13 protein-coding genes are annotated in these 19,009 nt (G+C 68.4%); 9 read left to right on the forward strand and 4 right to left on the reverse strand.

Features of this window, described 5'->3' with window-relative positions; all coding sequences use genetic code 11:
* Window positions 1-2: 2 nt before the first annotated feature.
* The 4 genes from JG540_RS01180 (at window position 3) to JG540_RS01195 (ending at window position 6,719) form a co-directional block, all read left to right on the forward strand.
* Window positions 3-320, forward strand: coding sequence for a DUF6507 family protein (locus tag JG540_RS01180; protein ID WP_200276224.1), 318 nt, complete (start codon window positions 3-5; stop codon window positions 318-320).
* Between the two features lie 65 nt (window positions 321-385).
* Window positions 386-3,475 (forward strand): ICP22 family protein, encoded by a 3,090-nt coding sequence (locus JG540_RS01185; RefSeq protein WP_200276226.1) that lies wholly within the window; start codon window positions 386-388, stop codon window positions 3,473-3,475.
* Between the two features lie 1,228 nt (window positions 3,476-4,703).
* Window positions 4,704-5,597 (forward strand): hypothetical protein, encoded by an 894-nt coding sequence (locus JG540_RS01190; RefSeq protein WP_200276228.1) that lies wholly within the window; start codon window positions 4,704-4,706, stop codon window positions 5,595-5,597.
* Window positions 5,598-5,855: 258 nt separating this feature from the next.
* The gene (locus JG540_RS01195; protein WP_200276230.1) at window positions 5,856-6,719 is read left to right on the forward strand and encodes a VIT1/CCC1 transporter family protein; all 864 of its coding nucleotides are present in this window, start codon (window positions 5,856-5,858) and stop codon (window positions 6,717-6,719) included.
* Window positions 6,720-7,053: 334 nt separating this feature from the next.
* Here the strand turns inward: JG540_RS01195 and JG540_RS01200 are convergent, their stop codons facing one another.
* The 4 genes from JG540_RS01200 to JG540_RS01215 all read right to left on the reverse strand — a co-directional run bounded on the left by JG540_RS01200 (window position 7,054) and on the right by JG540_RS01215 (window position 12,923).
* A complete protein-coding gene (locus JG540_RS01200) occupies window positions 7,054-8,151 on the reverse strand; it encodes an App1 family protein (protein WP_200276232.1) in 1,098 nt (365 codons plus the stop codon).
* A 491-nt stretch (window positions 8,152-8,642) separates the two neighbouring features.
* Window positions 8,643-9,866 (reverse strand): glycosyltransferase 87 family protein, encoded by a 1,224-nt coding sequence (locus JG540_RS01205; RefSeq protein ID WP_234042844.1) that lies wholly within the window; start codon window positions 9,864-9,866, stop codon window positions 8,643-8,645.
* 257 nt (window positions 9,867-10,123) lie between these two features.
* Complete coding sequence (locus JG540_RS01210; protein ID WP_200276236.1) at window positions 10,124-11,404, reverse strand: MFS transporter; 1,281 nt, start codon at window positions 11,402-11,404, stop codon at window positions 10,124-10,126.
* Window positions 11,405-11,753: 349 nt separating this feature from the next.
* Complete coding sequence (locus JG540_RS01215; protein WP_200276238.1) at window positions 11,754-12,923, reverse strand: variant leucine-rich repeat-containing protein; 1,170 nt, start codon at window positions 12,921-12,923, stop codon at window positions 11,754-11,756.
* A 154-nt stretch (window positions 12,924-13,077) separates the two neighbouring features.
* Between JG540_RS01215 and JG540_RS01220 the strand changes: the two genes are divergently transcribed.
* From JG540_RS01220 to JG540_RS01240, 5 genes are all read left to right on the forward strand, one after another.
* Complete coding sequence (locus JG540_RS01220) at window positions 13,078-14,457, forward strand: FHA domain-containing protein (protein ID WP_200276240.1); 1,380 nt, start codon at window positions 13,078-13,080, stop codon at window positions 14,455-14,457.
* A 41-nt stretch (window positions 14,458-14,498) separates the two neighbouring features.
* Entirely contained in the window at window positions 14,499-15,299 is an 801-nt protein-coding gene (locus tag JG540_RS01225) for an FHA domain-containing protein (RefSeq protein ID WP_200276242.1), read from the forward strand.
* The gene (locus tag JG540_RS01230; protein ID WP_200276244.1) at window positions 15,286-16,425 is read left to right on the forward strand and encodes an LmeA family phospholipid-binding protein; all 1,140 of its coding nucleotides are present in this window, start codon (window positions 15,286-15,288) and stop codon (window positions 16,423-16,425) included. Before JG540_RS01225 ends, JG540_RS01230 begins: the two co-directional genes overlap by 14 nt.
* A 192-nt stretch (window positions 16,426-16,617) precedes the next feature.
* Complete coding sequence (locus JG540_RS01235; protein WP_407648331.1) at window positions 16,618-17,973, forward strand: AAA family ATPase; 1,356 nt, start codon at window positions 16,618-16,620, stop codon at window positions 17,971-17,973.
* Window positions 17,974-17,992: 19 nt separating this feature from the next.
* The gene (locus JG540_RS01240) at window positions 17,993-19,009 is read left to right on the forward strand and encodes a DUF58 domain-containing protein (protein WP_200276248.1); all 1,017 of its coding nucleotides are present in this window, start codon (window positions 17,993-17,995) and stop codon (window positions 19,007-19,009) included.

Consider the following 19,009-nt stretch of genomic DNA (forward strand, 5'->3'; position numbering starts at 1 on the left):
CCTTGAGTGGCTGGGATATTGACCCCAATGGTGTGTCTGGCGTGCTGTTGGGGCTTGAGGCCGAAGTTGATGACAACCTCAGTCCGGGTATGACGGGTTGTGTTAACGCTCTGAATGGTGCCATAACAGCTACGAACGGTGAGGGCAAGGCGATGCTGGTCGCATCCGCTGTCAGTGAGTGGTCCTCGATGCATGAGGCTGATTTCACCGGGATCGGCGATCGAATTGGGAATATCACATCCAACACGATTCAAGCTGTTAGCGCTTACCAGCAGCATGATGAGTCCGCTGCCTTGGAGTTCCAGCGCAACGCAAAGTAGGCCGTCTTCCCCTGGTGGGCGGTGAGTCTGTGGAGTCCTTCTAGTTTCTTTCCCTGGAGTGTCTTGTGAGTATCGACACCAGTAAGCTGCCTGCGCTCAATCTTGATGTTGAGTCCCTGCGCACAAATGCTTCCGACCTCAAAACGAAGGCAGGGGATGTCCGTACCTCTGGGGCGACGCTCAATACGACTTGGGGAGGCATGTCGTCGTGCTACAAGGCGCCCGAGCAGGAGACCTTGTACGCGGCGATGGGGCCGGTCGAGACTGACTGCGACTCGCTTGCCGACGACCTGGAGTCGATCGCCGAAGCGTTGAGCACTTTCGCTGACACGGCGGAGCTGATAAAGAAGGACTCGGAGGGCCTCAAGAGTCGCGCTGAGTCTTTCCTGACTTCAGTCAATGGTGACCCAGAGTGGCAGTACGATCAGGACAAGGTTGACGAGCACAACGGGTTCCTGAACGAAGCCAATGCGTTACAGATCCGCATGTGGGACGCTGAGCGCACCTGTGCGAATGCAATCCGGGCCCTGGATAGCCTGATCGCGTACCATGCTGATCCGACGAGTGAGGATGACCAGTTTGCCTATGGGGTCTCGGCGATTCCGGATGGCACAGCGGGCTTGCCGTGGGGGTCGCCTGTTGAGCGGCAGGACCATTGTCCAAAGAAGGCCGGAGTTTCGGTCGGGCGTGCTTTCTGGGACGACTTCTGCTTGGGTACCATCAACGGTCTGACCAACCTAATCGGGATTAAGGTTGGCGGACCGGACTGGGGCATGACCGGAGAGACCTTCTTTGGTACTTGGAGAGGCCTGTCAACACTGGTGGGTTTCGGTTATGACGAGTATGGCAATTACACAGGTTGGAGCCTGGGTAATGCGGGGCAGGCCTGGAAGGGGCTGGGGAAGGAATGCCTTCACTTGGACCAGTGGGGGACTGACCCGCTGCGGGCTCTTACTGGAACCGTGTTGGATCTCGTTTCCCTGCTGATCCCAGTCGTGGGGCAGGCGTCCAAGGTACTGAAGCTCGGCAAAGCCGGTTCGACCTTGAAGAAGGTCGGTAAGGCTGCACAGGTTGCCGACAAGGTCTTGTCATTCATGGACCCGCTGGGGACTCTGGCTGGAAAAGCGGTCGGCAAGGTCTCTGGGCCTGCGCTTGAATCAGTCAAGAACGCGTTGAATATCGACTTCAACCTGATGGACAAGATTGGCCAGTGGACCGGGGCCGACGTGCCTGTCAGTCATGAGGCGCGCGCCGTTTCCGGGGAGGCGGATGCCAGTGTGTCGGAAACCTCCACGTCTGACAGCTCGCCTGCCGACGGGAGGGTGCCAGAAGGTACTGCCTCAGCCGGATCGCCCACTGTTGCAGAAACCGGCGGTGGTACTGGGGGCGCGGCTGGGCGGTCTTCTGCCTCCGAGCCTGCGCACGCCCCTGCGGATGCAGCACACACGGATGCTTCAGCGCATGGCGCGACCGGGGGGAACGCCAGCCACGGCTCCAGCGGTGCCGACCACGGTGCGGGCGACGGTGACGGCAGTGCCGGCGATAGCCACCACATTCCGGATAGGCGGGTCGGTGGCTCCGGCGAGGCCGTGTCGACAGGTGGGGGTCACGACGCTGGCTCGGTCGCCGAGCGCGGCGGTTCGGGCGCTGACGCAGCCGACGGCGGTGCAGGGGAGGCGTCTCACGGTCACTCTGGCGCCAGCCACGGTGGTGGACACGCGGACCACGCTGGTAGTGGTGGCGCCTCTGAGGGCGCTACCGACCTGCCAGCCAGCAAGCAAGGTCATGGGGCTGCCGGCGAGCCGGCCGGGGCAAGGCATGTTGATGGCGAGCCCGGTTCTGGGGACGCGGGCTCCGGCAAGGGCCACGATGGCCCAGTCAGTGGTGACGCTGCCGGTGAGGGCCAGGGCAAGGCCAGCAACGAGAAGGTGGGTCATGGCGCCCACGAGGTAAATGACGCGCATGCTGGTGACAAGCACGGTCAGGGCCATGACGGCAGTGGCTCTCAGCACCATGACGGCGACGCGTCCAACAAGCACCACCTCCAGCAAGACGCTGACCACAGTGCCGACCATGTGGACGATACTTCCGCCCACGGAGCTGGTGATGGTGACAGGCCGCTCGACGCCGGAGATAACGGCAGGACGTCCCCTGCTGATCCGCGGAACTATCAGATGAAGGATGGGACAAGCTATGACACCCATTTCGCTCCCGAGCAGGTGCGACAAGAGCTGAGCACCTACGAGAGGCTCCAGGCAGACCTGGCTGCGAATGATGTGCGAATGGCGGATGGTTCGGAGGCTACGGTAGAGAAGGTTCGTGAGGTGGCAGGTAAGTCCCTCAATGAATTGACCGTCGGCGACGCGAAGCTCCTGCGGAAGGTAAACGACATGCGAGCCTTCTATACTCCGGACGTGCTGCAGAAGGTTGTGGATCCGACGCAGCTGCTGAATGACTTTACGCCTGACGAGCTTGACGAACTGGTTTCCCGGGGAGTGCTTGAAGAGGACTCTGTGAAGGCTTGGCGTGAGGCCGAGGAGAAGGCTGCGTATCCGACTTCAAGAATGTCGGGTAGTGTTGCCGGATCGCCGGACGCCAATGTGTCGCGTTCAGAAGTAGATCTCAATAGTAGTGACACTGGTCCCATGAATGCTGACGACGGTCGAGATATATACGGGCTCGACTATCGTAATTCGAACCATCTTCAAAGAACTCCAAAGCTAACAGGCGGTTTCGAGCGTCACTCCCAGATCGAAGTGCGAATGGGTAGCGGCCCGTTCCGGGGCAAGGTGTATGTTCCTGATGCGGACCTGCGTACGGTGATGGATGAGGCGGCCAATTATGTGGACCTGGACGCTATACCGCAGGACGCCAACCTCTGGGAGCAGTTGCCGCAAAACGTGCAGGAGAGTCTTAAGAAGGGTGGTGAATCTAGTATTGGTTGGGCCGTCGATCCGAATAATCCCTGGCGTGGCACAGGTTTTGCAGGTAAGAAGAACAGTCCGAACATTGCGACCCCTGAGTTGAAGATGGATGCCGGTGACTACGTGGACATGGCGGATGTGGGTCCTGCTGAGATGTGGGTGCGTGGCTATGATGGTAGTCAGGAGCTGCTCGCCGTGTTCAAGGCAGGTAAGTGGGTGCTGGTGCGATGATTCGTGCTTATGCGTCTTTGACTGGTCCGGTGTGGGCGGGGGATTATGTGTTCTCTGTTTCTGATATTACTGGGGGGTCTAGATTCCTGAGGAGGCTGCTGCCGGTTGGGGTGGTGGTGCGGCTTGTTCTAGACGATGGGCGTGGGATGTTTGTGGTGCCGGATCAGGTGGCTTGTCCGCCGGGGTTCGTGCGTGACAGTGCGCGGGGTGCTTGGGTGCTGGGGGCGCCGGAGGAAGCAATGGTTCGCGGTTTTCGGGCGTGTGCGTCGGCGGTGGTAAATGGTGTGGGTGTGGAGGTGCTTGAGGTCTGGGGTGAGCGGGCGCGGGTGCGTGAGACCGGGAGGGACGATTCGGGCCAGTGGGTTGGTCTGGGGGAGCTGGGGCGGGTGGTGGTCGATCAGACCGCCTTGCTGTCTTGGAACTTTGAGGGAGGGCGTACGGAGGGTTCGAGTAGTGCGCTTGACAGCTACCGTTTTCGGCGGGTGTTTCCGGTGGGGTTTGATGCTTGGTCCTCCCCGGAGCGGGTTGGGGGTGTTGGTGTGGAGGTGTGGCCTTCGCACTGGGCTAGTCCGGTTCCGGCGTCGGGTTCCAGTTTTATGGTTGTGGGTGGGGTGCCTTACCCGGAGGCCAGTGTGATGGATCGTGATGCCCGGTATGACGGGCCGGCTTCCATGGTGTGTTTGGATGCGTGGTGTCAGGTGCCGGTTGGTGTGGGTGTGCGGGGGGCGCGTCGAGACGCGCTGTGTGGCTCCCATGTTTTGAACCGTGACGCTGACGGGTTTGTTGGGGTTCGTTGTGTAAGGGCTATGTGGGGTGGGCGTGCGGTTGAGGTGGTGTACGTGGCCTACTCCTATGCTTATGTTGTGGCGTTGGAGCGGCCTGAGGCGTGGAGGTCGCAGAAGCTGTTGTGGTCTTTGGACGAGCTGGAGGTTATGGAGGGGCCGGTGCGGCTTGATGAGCTGGAGGATGTGCGTTTTGACGTGTACGTGAGGCGTCATCCTGAGGCTGGGTCGTGGTCCTTCTTGAATGTGTGGGGTCTGCCGGGTGATCTTGAGGGCAGTGCTGAGGCGCGTCTGGGGCGGGGGTGCTGGCCTGCCTGGCCGGTGACGCACCAGCTCGGGCCGGTCCTTACGTGACCTGGGCTGGACCATATGATTGACAGGTAGTACCTACTGGGTCGGGGCGGCTTGGGGTCCTGGCGGTGAAGGAGGCTGACGCTATGCGGTGGTTGAGGAAGCTGGTCAACCAGGAGATGCTGGGCCGGTACCTGGACGGTGAAAACCTCGTGCACGGGTTCGCGGTCGACTCGGGATCGCTGGGGCTTAACGAGACCTCTGGTGAGATTTTCAAGGCGCTGTTCATGGAACGGCCTGTGGATGATGCCGCCGTCGTCGATGAGGTGGCCACCCTGTTGTTCCCGCTCTACCCGACTGACACGGCTGTCCCAGCTATGGGTGGGAACACTCCCGAACAGCTCGCCATCACGGGTGGGGACTTCCTTCAGCCTGTGCCGTTCGATGGTCGTGGCATGGTACGTCTGCCTGCCGACCCGATCGCCACCCACCTGTATGTCGAGCCTACGATGCTTCGGGCGGGGGCCTTCCTTCTGAAGCACACGCCGAAGGGCGGGTACACGGAGATGGCCGCCTACTTCGGTCCTAGGCTCGGTTGGGGGGTGCCTGACGGCTCGCCCGTTCAGGGTGGTATCCCGCGCATCGGCCCGAACCCACTGTTTGGGCCGCACCTTCAGGTAAAGGGGGAGACGGGTCTGCGTCCCGCTGACCTGGATGTCGGGGAGGACGGCTCTTTGCAGGGGGCTTATGTACTTGAGCGCCAGGACGACGATGTGAAGGGCACCCAGATCAGTCTTGAGGATGTCTCGGAGGCGGGCTTTCTGCGGGCGCGCACCACCTGGAACGGGCTACCGGTGCTGCTGGTGGGCAAGGTGACTGGTGAGACTGCTGGTTTCCGTGCGCTGTGCCTGTCCCATGACGCCTATGCCGCCCAGGCCGCCGGATTCAGGATGGTTGAGGCGGGCGTGTATGAGGCGGTCATTCCTGCCAGTCAGATCGGCCAGCCGACCTTCACCCTGTCCACCCCGCCGAGCTGGCCCCACAACTGAACGCAGGTGCGTGCCGTGAGTTGAGGTACCCGCCAGCGGTGTATAGCAGACATAGGCCAGCCGTACTCGCCAGCTGAAGCCGTTACTTGCTGGTCTTCAGCATGACCTCGAGCTGTGCAAAACAGCTTGAGCTGTGCGGTATTGCTGCACAACTCGCGCCGAAATGCGGAGGTCGGCGAAAAGATAGGGCAGCCGTGCCTGAGTGAGGTAAGACAGCCTTTGCTATACAGCGACATTAATCGTCTTTACTGTTGAGCCATGACCATCACCAGCAGCCCGGTTGCCAGCCTGGACATCCCTGTACTAGACGCCCGCAGCACCGCCCCCGTCCTGCCCGAGCAGGACCGCCTGCTCGGCCAGCCCGGCTGCCCGACCCACCGCCGCCTCAGCTCAGCGGAAGGCCTCACCGCCAGCGCCGCCAGCACCACCAAGGCGGAGAGCTCCACCTCGCTCTCCTCCCGCCTGAACTGGCTGCGCGCCGGGGTCCTGGGGGCCAATGACGGTATCGTCTCCGTGGCTGGTCTGGTGATCGGTGTGGCTGCTGCCAACCCCACTGCCACCGGCACCATCCTCGCCGCTGGTGTGGCGGGCATCCTCGCTGGTGCGGTCTCCATGGCCGCGGGTGAGTACGTCTCCGTCTCCACCCAGTCAGACACGGAGCGCGCCGTCGTCGCCCGCTACCGCCACACGCTCTCTGAGGACCCCGACGGCGGGGTCGATGAGCTCGCCGCCCACTACCGTGCCAAGGGCCTGCAACCCAACACCGCCCGGCAGGTCGCCCTGGAGCTGACCGCGCACAACGCCGTCGGCGCCCACCTGGAGGCTGAGCTGGGCATGCGGGAGGATGACTACACCAACCCGTGGCACGCCGCCCTGTCCAGCGCGGTGGCCTTCACCATCGGCTCGCTGCTCCCGTTGCTGGCTATCCTCCTGCCGCCTGTCAGCATCGCCATCCCGCTGACCTTCGTGGCCGTGCTGGTGGGACTGGGCCTGACCGGCGGGGTCTCCGCCCGGCTCGGCGAGGCCCCCGTGCGTCCGGCGGTCGTGCGCGTCATGCTGGGTGGCGCCCTGGCTATGGCGGTCACCTGGGGGATCGGGCACCTGATCGGCATGGCTGTCTGAGCGGCGGCGGTGCCGACCGCGGGGGCGTCCTGGCCCGGCTGAGCCTGCTCCGGTGACCGGCTGACGACGACGCCCAGGTGGTCACTGCTCGCGGTTGCTCCCGCCCCTCGCTCGGGTGTCTCGCTTTACAACAGTCCTATCGGCCCTCCAACGGCGGCGTCCGTCTCGGGGGTGCGGCAGCTGGGGGTCAGTCCCTGTATGCGTTTCCAGGGCGCGCCTGTGTGGTGCTGGCCCTGCCTCCCAGGCCCTGGTGCGGACCGGAGCGCCCGGTATCGGACGCTGAGGCTTTCTCCGCAACCGTCCGCCCGGGCTGTCGCGCACCCACCCGCCTGTCTCAGGGGCGTGCCGGGGCCGTGACCTCGTGGGGCAGCAGCCGGGCCAGCTCAAAGCCGTCGTCCCCGAACACCACCGGGACTGGGCACTGCCCCAGCAGGTGGGCCTCCGGCTCCAGGGGCATGGTGCCCGCCAGCAGCTTCTGCCCGGTGGTCAGACGGCGTATGGCCACCGCACTGACCCGCTCGGCGTGGTCGCGCGCCACCTCTCTGTAGATGAGCGGGTCGTGCTGGCCGTCGTCGCCCACCAGGAGCCACCGCACCTCCGGCAGGTCCAGCATGAGGCGGCGCAGCTGGGTGCGTTTGTGCTCGATCCCGGAGCGGAACCAGCCTGTGTTGGTGGGGCCCCAGTCGGTCATGAGCATGGGACCGGCCGGGAAGCCGTGGCGCTGCAGGAAGGAGCGCATGGTGGGGACCACGTTCCAGGCGCCGGTGGACAGGTAGATCACGGGGGCGCCGTCCTGGCGGGAGCGCACGTGGGTCAGCAGCTCGGCCATGCCGGGCACAGGTTCCCGGGCGGAGGAGTACTTGACCAGCTGGTTGTAGGCGGCCACCAGGATGCGGGGCACGTGGGAGACGACCACGGTGTCGTCGATGTCGCACACTATGCCCAGGCGTGGCCCGGGCGGGACGATTAGCACTGACCCGGTGGCCGGTGCGGACCCGGTGGCCTGGACCTCCACCTCGTGCAGGCCGGGGGGCAGGCCGTGCCCCGGCACTACTAGGTCGATGTACCCGCCGCGGTCGGCGCGGGTGCGCAGGGTGGCCTGGCCTACCCGCACGGTCACGGGCAGGTAGGGCACGGGGGCGTCCACGAAGGAGCGCCAGCCGCGCTGTGCCTCGGCGATCCTCTGTGCGGCGATGCCGGCGGCCTGGTGCACGGAGGTGGGCAGCTGCTCGGGCAGGGAGCGGAACAGGGGGCCGTCGGCGGGCACGCCTTCGGGGCGTAGCACCATACGGGCCATGACCCGGGCCTTGGAGGTGGAGCCGTAGCCGGTGTAGGCGATCACCCGTGGACGCCAGCCCCAGCGCTTCAGGACGGGGATGGTGCCCCGGTGGAACCGGTTTTCTGCCGCGCGGGCCAGGTCAGACAGAGACACCCTCCGATCCTAGGTGATCCGCTCCGGGAGCACGGGGTGGAGGGGCGCCAGCCAGGCAGAGAGTGTCCGTGCCGGCCAGGTCTGTGGCGGTGGCCTGGTCGGTGGCGGTCTGCTTGGTTCCCTGTTCCGTTGTTTGTGGCGCGGCGGGCTGCTGGTGTCGGTGGTTTTGTCACTGGTGGAGGATTAGGGGTGCTTGGGCGCGATGGGCATTGTTGGTATTTCGCGGTTTCTTGCGGCTGGGGTAGGGGCGGGGAACGTTCTAGCCCTCCGCCAGTGACAACTTCCTGCCGCGACTGTGGGCTCAAGGGGTATCTGTGGGTCTGGTGCTCGGGCGAACCTGCGGTAGTGCTATGGGACTGACTATTTCCTATCGGATGGACTTATGGATTTGCCCAGGCTCTCCTGACGACGGCGTCGGGCTCTTCTCCGGTCTTGCTACCAGCCAGCCTCCGCCTGTCCGCCAGCCGGTCCTCTGTCGACCTCGTAGGCGCTCAGGCCCCCTGTGGGTCCGCCTCCGGCGTCTCGCGCAGCTGCGTCCACAGGACCACGCCAGCTGCCAGCGCCCACAGCGTGTAGGAGGAGCCTGTCACCTTGGCCCACAGCGGCCAGGTCATTTCCACGTGCTCGTGCTCGGGCAGCCACCAGTGCATGGCCATGACCAGCAGCGTCAGGCCGCAGATCGCCGTGCCCAGCAGCGCCTGTGAGCGCAGCCGCCAGGCGAGCGCCCCCAGGGCCGCCAGGGTGGGCAGCCCCCAGACCCAGTGGTGCGACCAGGAGATGGGGGAGACCAGCAGCCCCAGGGTCATCACCACGCAGGTCTGGGTCAGCAGCACCAGCTCCTCAGGGCACTCGCGCTCCCGCAGCCGCTCCAGCCGCCGGGCCAGCAGGTAGGCGGCCACGACCGCCGCCACCACGCTCAGTCCCCACAGCGGGCGCTCAACGGCGGCAGGTACCAGTCGTACCAGCAGGGCCCGCAGGTTCTGGTTGCCCGCGTACTCGGCGTCACCGGCCCGGGTGGGGTCGAGCATGGCCTGGGTGAAGAACTCCCAGCTCTCCGCGGGGGAGAGCAGTGCGCCCAGCCCGGTGGCGGCCGCCGCCGTCAGGCTCATGACGACGGCGGCCCGCCACTCGCGGCGCACCAGCAGCACCAGTACGGCGATGGCGGGGGTCAGCTTGATCGCCGCCGCTAGCCCGCACAGGGCCCCGCGGGCGGGGGCCAGCCGCGCCAGGGCCCCGCCGGGACGGAGCGCCAGCAGGTCCACGGCCACCAGCAGCAGCAGGATCACGTTTACCTGGCCGTACTCGATGGTCTTGCTGAAGGGCTCCAGCAGCAGGCATGCGGCTAGGGCGCCCCAGGGGGTAACCACCCCCAGCCAGCGTTCTGGGAGCTGGAGGGTGCGGGCCAGGAGCAGCACGGTCAGGGCGGTGCAGACTGGGGTGGCCAGGGTCAGGAGCACCTGTGCCGCCTGGCTCTCGGCCAGCACTATGGGGCTCAGCAGCCAGGCCGCGAAGGGCGGGTAGGTGAAGGGGTAGAGCTGGTCCTTGGGGAAGGCCCACCAGTGGTAGAGCTCGCCGCCTTGCCACCAGTGCGTCAGGGCCTGGTGGTAGACCCAGGCGTCGAACTTGAACTGCTCCCCGCCTTCCTTGGTGACTAGCGAGGGGTAGCAGGACAGCGTCAGGAGGACCCACCCCAGCACGGTGGCCAGGGTGCTCACGGCCCAGTCCTTGTCCTGGTGGCTGCCGCCCGCTATGGCGCGGCCCACATCCCCGGCGACGGCGGGGCCGCGCCCCGCCGGGCGGATGCTGGTGGCGGGGCGGTCACCGCTGCGGGGTGCCTCAGTAGTGGTACTGCCTGCCGGTGGCTGTGCTTCCGGGGGCGGCGTCTGCTGGTGGGGTGCTGTGCTGCCGCTGCTCCGGGCGGGTGCGGTGGAGCCGGTAGGGGCGTGGGGCCGGAGGGGGTCTGGGCGCAAGCTCATGCCTCCGGCTGGCTGGTCTGCAGGGTGCGTCGGGGCTGGGCGCGGCGCAGGAAGGGGAGCCCGACCAGGGCGGTCAGTACTGCCGCCCAGGCGGCTGCGGCGACGAACAGGTAGCCGCCGTCGGAGCCGTGGGCGTCCAGTATCACGCCGCACAGGTAGGAGCCCAGGGAGACCCCCACGTTGATGGCGGTGCCGACCCAGGCGAGCCCCTCGGTCAGGGAGCCGGAGGGCACGGAGACCTGCACGATGTTGTTGCCGGTGGTGATGGTGGGGGCGATCGCCATGCCGGTCAGGAGCATGAGCGCCGCGAGCAGAGGCAGGTTGTGGGCCACCAGGAAGGTGGAGCAGCCAGCGGCCAGCACGGCGCTGCCCACCAGCAGCTGGCGCCACAGCGGCCAGGACCAGGCGCGGGCCCCGTAGACCAGGGCCGCCACCAGGGACCCCAGGGCGAAGCAGGCCATAACAATGCCTGCCTGCGACTTGGCCCCCAGCTCGGTGGCACGGGCTACGACGGCGACGTCGTTGGCCCCGAACAGCGCCCCGGCGAACAGGAAGACCCCTAGGACCACCAGCACCGCCTTGTTGCGCAGCACGCTCTGCCGTTGGATGCCAGCCTCCACGGCACTGGCTGCCGCTTTCCCGACGGCGGCAGCCTGCCGGGCGCGGTAGGTGGCGGCGGTGGGTGGCTCGGTGGCTCTCTGCGACAGGAACCAGAGCGCTCCCACCACCTGCATAAGCAGGGACAGGGCCCAGCCGCTCTCTACCGGCAGCGGTGCGGTGGTGCACAGGATGGTGGCGACCACCGGCCCGATCACGAAGGCCACCTCGTCCAGGGCGGCCTCCAGGGAGAAGGCGGAGTGGATCTCCTCGGGGTTGTCCAGCAGGTGCGACCAGCGGGCTCGGCTGAGCGAGCCGAAGGAGCCGCTGGTGCCCCCAGACACGGCGGAGAAGACCACGAGCAGCCACAGCGGGGACTGGAGGTGGTTGGCGGCGATCAGGCCGGTCAGGCCTGTGGCGGACACCAGGGTGGCGGGCAGCATCACGCGCCGCTGCCCGTGACGGTCCACCTGCCTGGCCAGCAGCGGGGAGCCGACTGCGGTGGCCACCACCCCGGAGGCGGCCACCAGACCTGCCGCCTGGTACTGCCCGAAGGTGGCCTGCACGGCCAGGATCGTGGAGATCCCCACCATGGACATCGGGAAGCGCGCCACGAGTCCCGCGAGTGAGAAGCTAAGGGCCCCGGGATTGCTGAGAAGACGCGCGTACGTGGATGCCATCAGCTAGATGTTATCCCCAGGCCTCCGGGGTCCGGCTGTGTGCTGTGTCAAAGGGGGCAGGGCTGGGGCCCTGGGCGGTTGAGGGGGGCGGTTCCGGGCTGTGGCGCCACTGGGCGGCAGACCTCGTCCAAGCGGTCCGGGCTTCGGCTAGCGTGACGCTGCTGGGCTGGCGGGGCGGTGCCGGGGGAGCCTGATCCTGCGCGAGTGTGCCTGCGTCCTTCAGGGGCAGGAGGCTTAGCGCTGGGTGGGCTTGCGCGTGCTCACGCCCGGCTGTGTCCTTGAGCGGGGGTGCTGGGTGGGCTTGCGCGCGCTCACGCCAGCCTGTGGTCCTGGGGCAGGATCGCCAGGCTCAGCGCTGGGTGAGGTCGATCGAGGTGGCGCCGTCGGCCGCCAGGCTGAAGCCCTGGCCGGTGGACTGGCTCCAGCAGCGGACCTCGCCGGTGCCTACGGTGCAGACATAGTCTCCCTGGGTGGTTGACTTTCCGGCCTCCAAGGTGCTTGGGGCGGGCTGGTAGGTGTCCACGCAGGCGCCGTAGGGGGAGCTCCCGGGTTCCACTGTCGCCTGGTAGGCGCCCTCAGCGGGGCACTCTGCCTGGGCGAAGCTGCGCTCCTTGATGCTGCAGCTGGCCTGCTGGCCGGAGAGCTGGCAGGTGATGTTCCCGGTCGGGTCGGTGAAGGCGGCCAGGTCTACGGCGTCCTGTGGAGCGGGGGCCACGAGCTGGGGTGAGGGCGTGGCTGTGGCTGAGGGGGTGGTGGTGGGGACGCTGGTCGTGGGCGGGGCTGAGGGTGACGGCACGGGGGTGTCGGCGGTGGTGGGGGCTGAGGAGGCTGTAGGGGGCTGGCTGACTGCGGGGACTCTGGTGGCCGTCGGTGGGGCGGCGACGGGGGCGGGTCGGCTGCCGCCGGTGAAGACGATGAGCATGACCGCCACCAGCACCACCACGGCTGCGCCCAGCGCCATCCAGGGGAGCATGTTGTCTCCGGTGCTGCTGGAGTCCGTGTCCTCGACGGCGTTGGCCCGCAGCGCCTCCAGGCTGTCATAGCCCGTCTCCTGCGGTTCTGGCCGGGAAGCCTGGGGCTGCGGCTCCGGGTTGGTGGTCTGGGGGGCGGTGTTGACGGCGGCGGGGCGTGGGGTGCCACCGTTGCCAGCCGCTCCGGTGCTGCTTGAGCCAGCCGCTGCCGCAGTGCCGCTGCTGGTGGGCGCCTGGGCGGCCTCGGTGGGGGGAGCGGGCTGCGAGGCAGTCTCCGGGACGTGACGGCGTTGCCGGGAGGGGAGGCCCACCGGAGGCAGGGAGACGGTGCTCTGCCCGCTGGCGGGGGCGGTACGGGCAGCCAGGGCGGCGTCTACCGCCGGGTCGCCCAGAGAGCCGAGCCACTCCAGCAGGGCCGGGTAGGTGCTGGGGTTGCGGGCGATAGCAGGCCGGAGGCCGGGGTAGTTCTGGGCCAGCGAGTGCAGGGTCGTCAGGGGCGTCCGGGGATCCTGCGCGCGTGCGACAAGGTCGTCGTGTGCCTGCGACATCTGGGGTCCTTTCGGGTTCTCCCGTGACGATTCAGCCCCTGGGGCCACGGGTGGGGTGGGATGAGCCTACCGGCTTCCAGCGGAACCGGTAGGCTCAGCCGTAACCGTGGTGGCACGGCAACGTTATTGGGCGCGGTACAGACAAGGATTCTTGATGAGTGAGGGCGGCATGACACAGGTCTCGCCTGACTCCGGTGAGGTGGGGGTGCCCGTCGCCACCGTGGCCCTGGGGCAGGACGGTGAGCAGGTCGAGGAGCCGCTGGCACCACCGGAGGGGGCGGTGCGGGAGTGGGTGCTGCGGGCTCCCTGCGGTACAGCAGTGCTGGACCCGCGTGTCTCACCGCAGGATGCCGCCCGGGTGCAGGCCCTGTTGCGTGAGCTCTCTGCGGGCCTGGAGCTTGGGGCGGCGCAGCCCGGTCAGGCCGGGGCGGGGCCAGGCTCTCCTCTGGAGCCAGCTGCTCCGGGGGAGACGGAGGCTGTGGAGCTTGTGCAGCCGGAGGAGCCTGTGACACCGGTGGTAGAGGTCCCCGCCCAGCCGGCAGCGCAGCCTGCGGAGCCGGGGCGGACAGAAGCCGGTCAGTCGGGGGCGGGCCAGGCAGCGTCCGGCGCAGCGGGGGAGCAGGTGAAGCCGGGAAGGGGGCAGGCGGGGCAGCCTACGCCTGTCGCCCCGGAGCAGTGCCACGACGTGGCCTCCGCAGAGACCGGCGTGTGGTTAGACCCAGATGACTTCCCCCAGCAGGCGCAGTCTCCGGCGGAGCCGGAACTGGAGCCGCAGCCGGAACCGGTAGTGGGGTCCTCCGGCCCCGGTCCCAGTGCCGTGCACGAGGCCAAGACGGTCGCCTACGTCGTGACGGCGACGCCGGTCCCAGCCTCCAGCGCACCTGTTGCGGAAGAGCCTGCCGCCACGTACCTGGGAGGCTCCCCTGCCTCTCCCGGGTCCCCTGCCTCGGCCCGCTCAGCGCGTTCGGCGCGTTCGGCCCGCTCGGCCGCAGTGGCTGGTGGGGACTCAGGCGCTATAGACCTGCCGGTCGCCGAGGGCGTGGCAGGAGGCCAGGCTGCCCCCGAGTGCCGGGCGACTGTGGAGCCTGCGCCGGAGGTGCTGGGCTCCGTGTGCCTGGAGGGGCACCTGAACCCGCCCGGCTCCATCACCTGCCTGCGCTGCGCCTCACCGGTCACCCCGGGCACGGTGCGGGGCCGCCGTCCGTCCCTGGTCACCTTGGCCGTGTCCACCGGCGAGGTGATCGCCGTCAACGGCTCCGTGGTGGTGGGCAGGGCCCCCAAGGAGCAGAACGGCCCGGCGCTGCTGGTCACGGTGCCTAGCCCCACCCACCTGGTCTCCCGCTCCCACCTGCTGCTCACCACCACCGGGTGGACGGTGTTGGCCTGCGACCTGGGTTCCTCCAACGGGACCGTGCTGGTCCGCCCCGGTGAGGCCCCGGTACTTATCGCCACTGCCTTGCCGACGCCCCTGTTCGTGGGAGACTTACTAGATATTGGTGACGGAGTGACGCTGCGGCTTAAGGCTCCACAGTGAGCGGGCGGGTGCGGCAGACATCTGGAACGTAAGGAGAGCCAATGAGTGAGATGACCTGGACTCAGCTGCCGGAGGTGGACCCAGGGCGACCAGACGAGCTGGTGCTGGACTTCTCTGGCGAGATCCACCGCATCGGCCCGGAGGACACCTTTGTCATTGGCCGGGGTGGTGACCTGGACATCGACGACAACCCCTACCTGCACCGTCGCTTCCTGGTGCTGGCCCGTTCCGAGGGCCTGTGGTGGGTGTCCAACGAGGGTACGCGACTGTCCGCCACCCTCACTGACGGCGACGCCCTGGTCCAGTCCCGTATCGCCCCGGGTGCCCGGATCCCCCTGGTATTCCCCCGGATCATCCTGACCTTCTCCGCTGGTCCCACCACCTACGAGATCGACCTGATCACCTCTGGTGAGGACCACTTCACCATGGTGGAGGGACGGGTGCCGGGCAACGGCACCGCCACTATCGGGGTCACCCCCATGACCCCCTCCCAGCTGCTGCTGGTGCTGGCCCTGTCTGAGCCGGTGCTGCGGCGGGCGGGTACGGGGGCCGCGGAGATCCCCTCCTCCCAGGCGGCGGCGGCCCGCCTGGGCTGGCCTATCACCAAGTTCAACCGCAAGCTGGACAACGTGTGCGAGAAGCTGGACCGGGTCGGGGTGCGGGGCCTGCGGGGCGGGCGCGTCGGCGGAGCGGCCTCCAACCGGCGCACGGCCCTGGTGGAGCACGCCGTGGCCACCTTGATGGTGACCGCTGACGACCTGTACAAGCTGGACGAGGAGCTGGAACGCAACCGTGCCGCCAAGGAGCAGGGCACGCCCGAGGCCTCAGGTGCCAGAGCCTGAGCCGGGCCGGGGGCACCTCCTGCCGTCCCGCCTGCCGGTGGCCGGCAGCTCTCCGCCTGCCAGTGCCGACACCCCTGATCTGGCGGTCACTACCAGCAGCCTCAGCCTGTCCCACGGTGATTCGCTGCCTGACGGCGGAGCCCCACCGGCTGCCGCGGAGACGCAGCCCCTGGCCGCAGCCACGCAGGCTGAGTCAGCCCTTCCAGGCTCTACGGGAGAGCCCGTCGCGGAGGCGCTTGGCTCCCGGGGGAGAGAGGCCGGGGAGGGCCATGAGGTACCGACGGCTGCCACCGCGCCGCTGACAGGAACCGGCCGGGGTGCGCGCCCGCGGCGTCGTCGTCGCCCGCTGCGCTGGCTGGCCGCCGTGAGCGTGCTGCTGCTCTGCCTGGGCGGTGCCTTTGCCGTGAGCAAGGCTGAGAGCATCGCGCGCCATACCGTGCAGCAGCAGGTGCTGGCGGCGCTGCCAGGACTGTCAGCGGACGCGGTGGTGGACCTGGGTGCGGAGCGGATGCTGCCCCAGCTGTGGGACGGCGAGCTGCGCGGCTTCACGGTGACGGCCTCCAGCCTGCAGGTGGGTGCCGGTGCCGCGCAGGCCCAGGGGCTGTCGGAGCCCGTGACCTTGAGCGGTATCAGGGTGCAGGTGACCGGTATGGGCACCAGGAGCCCCCACCAGGCCAGCTCGCTGCGGGCTGGTGGCTCCCTGTCCTGGGAGCAGCTTTCCGGTCTGGCGGCGGCCCGGCTGAAAGGTGGTGGCTCCTCCGCCGCCGGGCTGGTCACGGGCGTGGAGCTGCAGCAGGTTGAGGGAGGGGCGCCAGACTCCTTACGGGTGGTCGTGGATGTGCCGGCGGCGACCTTTGCGGCGACCGGCACCCTGTCGATCGACCCGCAGGGGGACCTGCTGCTGAGCCTGTCCGAGGTGGAGGTCAGTAGCGGACTGTTGTCGGGCGTAGGCGTGCCCGACGACGAGACCTTCCTGGAGCAGGTCGGTGTGCCACAGACCATGACGGTGCTCCCGGCTAGCGCGCTGGCGCAGGGGCTGAAGGTGGAGTCGGTGGAGACCACGGCCTCCGGCGTGTCGGTGGTGCTCAGCGGGCAGGACGTGGCCCTGGACAACCTGGGGAAGTAGGTCTGCGTCTGTCCCCGCGGGTTCCCTGCTGCCTGACCTGCCGGACGGGGCGCTAGACGGGGGTGGTGGGGCCCCGCCCAGGCGATCCGCCTGTACATGGGGCGCGCTGCCCGCGGTCGTCTTGTGTTCTGGGTGGTGATGTCGCCTATTCTGCGTGGGGGCACCCCCTAGCCCCGTCCTCGAGGAGCGCTGATGACCATCCCGCCACACCCGACCAGCAGCGGCCAGCCCGCCCATCGCGTCCCGCCTGCGGTCCCGCCGGTTCCGAGGGCGACGGCGCAGCCGGACTCGGAGCGGACGACTGTGCTGCCCAGCCGCATCGTCCCGGGGCACTCCGCGCAGTCTGCACCCCCAGCCCCGTTCTCGCCCGCTGCTCCAGCCGCGCCTGCCGTGCCCTCAGCTCCCGCAGCCCCCGCCGTGCCTTCGGCTCCAGCCGTGCCCTCAGCCCCGGCCCCGGCGGCCTCTGCGCCGCGTCAGAGTCCGGCCGTCGGCTCCCCCCACGTCCAGTCCGCGGCGCAGCCCGGGGCGCCCCGGCCCTCCCGCAAGGACCTCAAGGGCAAGGACTCCGCCCCCACCCCGGATGACCTGGCCCGGGCCGAGGAGCTCCTGGGGCGGGTCACCCGGACCTTCGCCGAGCGCGTCGTCGGGCAGGACCAGCTGCGTATCGCCATGGTCTCCACCCTCATCGCTGGCGGGCACATCCTCCTGGAGTCCGTGCCCGGGCTGGCCAAGACCACCGCCGCCCAGACCCTGGCCGCCGCCGTCTCCGGCTCCTTCCACCGCATCCAGTGCACCCCCGACCTGATGCCCAACGACATCATCGGCACCCAGATCCTTAACTACGCCTCCGGTGAGATGAGCACCCAGCTGGGCCCGGTGCACGCCAACCTGGTGCTGCTGGACGAGATCAACCGCTCCAGCGCCAAGACCCAGTCCGCCATGCTGGAGGCCATGCAGGAGCGCCAGACCTCCATCGGCGGCGTCGTCTACCCCCTGCCCAAGCCCTTCATGGTGCTGGCCACCCAGAACCCCATCGAGGAGGAGGGCACCTACGTGCTCCCCGAGGCCCAGATGGACCGCTTCCTGATGAAGGAGGTGCTCACCTACCCCAAGCCCGCGGAGGAGGCCGACGTGCTCGACCGCATCTCACGCGGCACCTTCTCCACCCCCATCACCACCACCCCCATCACCACCCAGGACGTCCTGTGGCTCCAGGCCACCGCGGACCGCGTCTGGGTGGACCCGGTAATCAAGCAGTACATCGTGGCCCTGGTGAACACCTCCCGTGGTGGCGGACCCCGCCCGGTGCCCGGCATCGACCGGCACGTGCGCGTGGGCGCCTCCCCCCGTGGCGGCATCGCCCTGATGAAGGTCGCCCAGGCCATCGCCCTGCAGGCCGGACGCACCTACGTCACCCCTGACGACGTGGGCCTGCTGCGCCACTGCGTGCTGCGCCACCGCCTGGTACGCACCTACGACGCCCTGGCCGACGACGTCGCCCCCGAGGCGATCATCGACGCTATCTTCGCTGCGGTGCCCACGCCCTGACCCGCACCGGAAGCAGACCATGACCGCTGTAGTGCCCCCGCTGCCGGACCCGCGGCAGACGCCGCCCCTGCCGGGCGAGCCCACCTCCCGGGGCTCCCGGCTCTCCCGCGTGCGTGGACGCCTGAGCCTGCCCACGCTGCGGCGGGCCACCGGCCTGCTCGACGGGCGGCACAAGTCGGTCTTCGTGGGGCACGGCCAGGACTTTGACGACCTGTCCCTGTACCGCCCCGGCGACGACGTCACCGACATCGACTGGAAGGCCTCTGCCCGCAGCGGGCAGCCGGTCATCAAGCGCTACCAGCGGGAGTCCAACCTGCCGCTGGTGCTGGCCGTGGACACCGGCCGGACCATGGCCGCCCAGACCCCCACCGGGGAGGACAAGCGCACCCTGGCCCTGGCGGTGGCGGAGATATTCGCCTTCCTGGCCCGTATGCGGGGCGACACGGTGGCCCTGGTGGCGGGCGACTCCCAGCGGATGCTCACCCGCCCGCCCCGCTCGGGGGCGGAGCACGCGGAGATGCTGCTGGCGCTGCTGGCCCGCATGTGGGCTGAGCTGGAGACCCCGGCCACCGACGCCCAGCACCTGCCGGAGCTGCGTCCGGACGCGCCGGTCTCGGACCTGCGCCAGCTGCTGGGGCGGGTCATCACCTGGCACCCCCACCGGTGCCTGGTGGTCCTGCTCACCGACACCGCCCACCCTGACGAGACCGCGGCCGACCAGCTGCGCCGTCTGTCCGCCCAGCACGAGGTGGTGGTGGTGCAGGTGGCCGACGACGTCGCCGTGCGGCCGGGGGCCGGGCGTGCCCGGGACGTGGAGATGACCGCCGAGCTGCCTGCCTTCCTGCGGGAGGACCCGGCCCTGGCCCGGGACCTGCAGGCGCAGGTGGAGGGCCGACGCCGCGCCGTCGCCCAGCTGCTGGAACGCCGCCGGATCGAGCACGTGACGGTCGAGTCCGAGCGGACGCTGGTGGACTCCCTGGCGGACCTGCTGGAGCGGCAACGCCGCCTGGCCGCCGCCGGACGGGGGAGGCGCTGA

The sequence above is a fragment of the Actinomyces weissii genome, assembly GCF_016598775.1.
In the GTDB taxonomy this organism is placed as follows: Bacteria; Actinomycetota; Actinomycetes; order Actinomycetales; family Actinomycetaceae; genus Actinomyces; species Actinomyces weissii.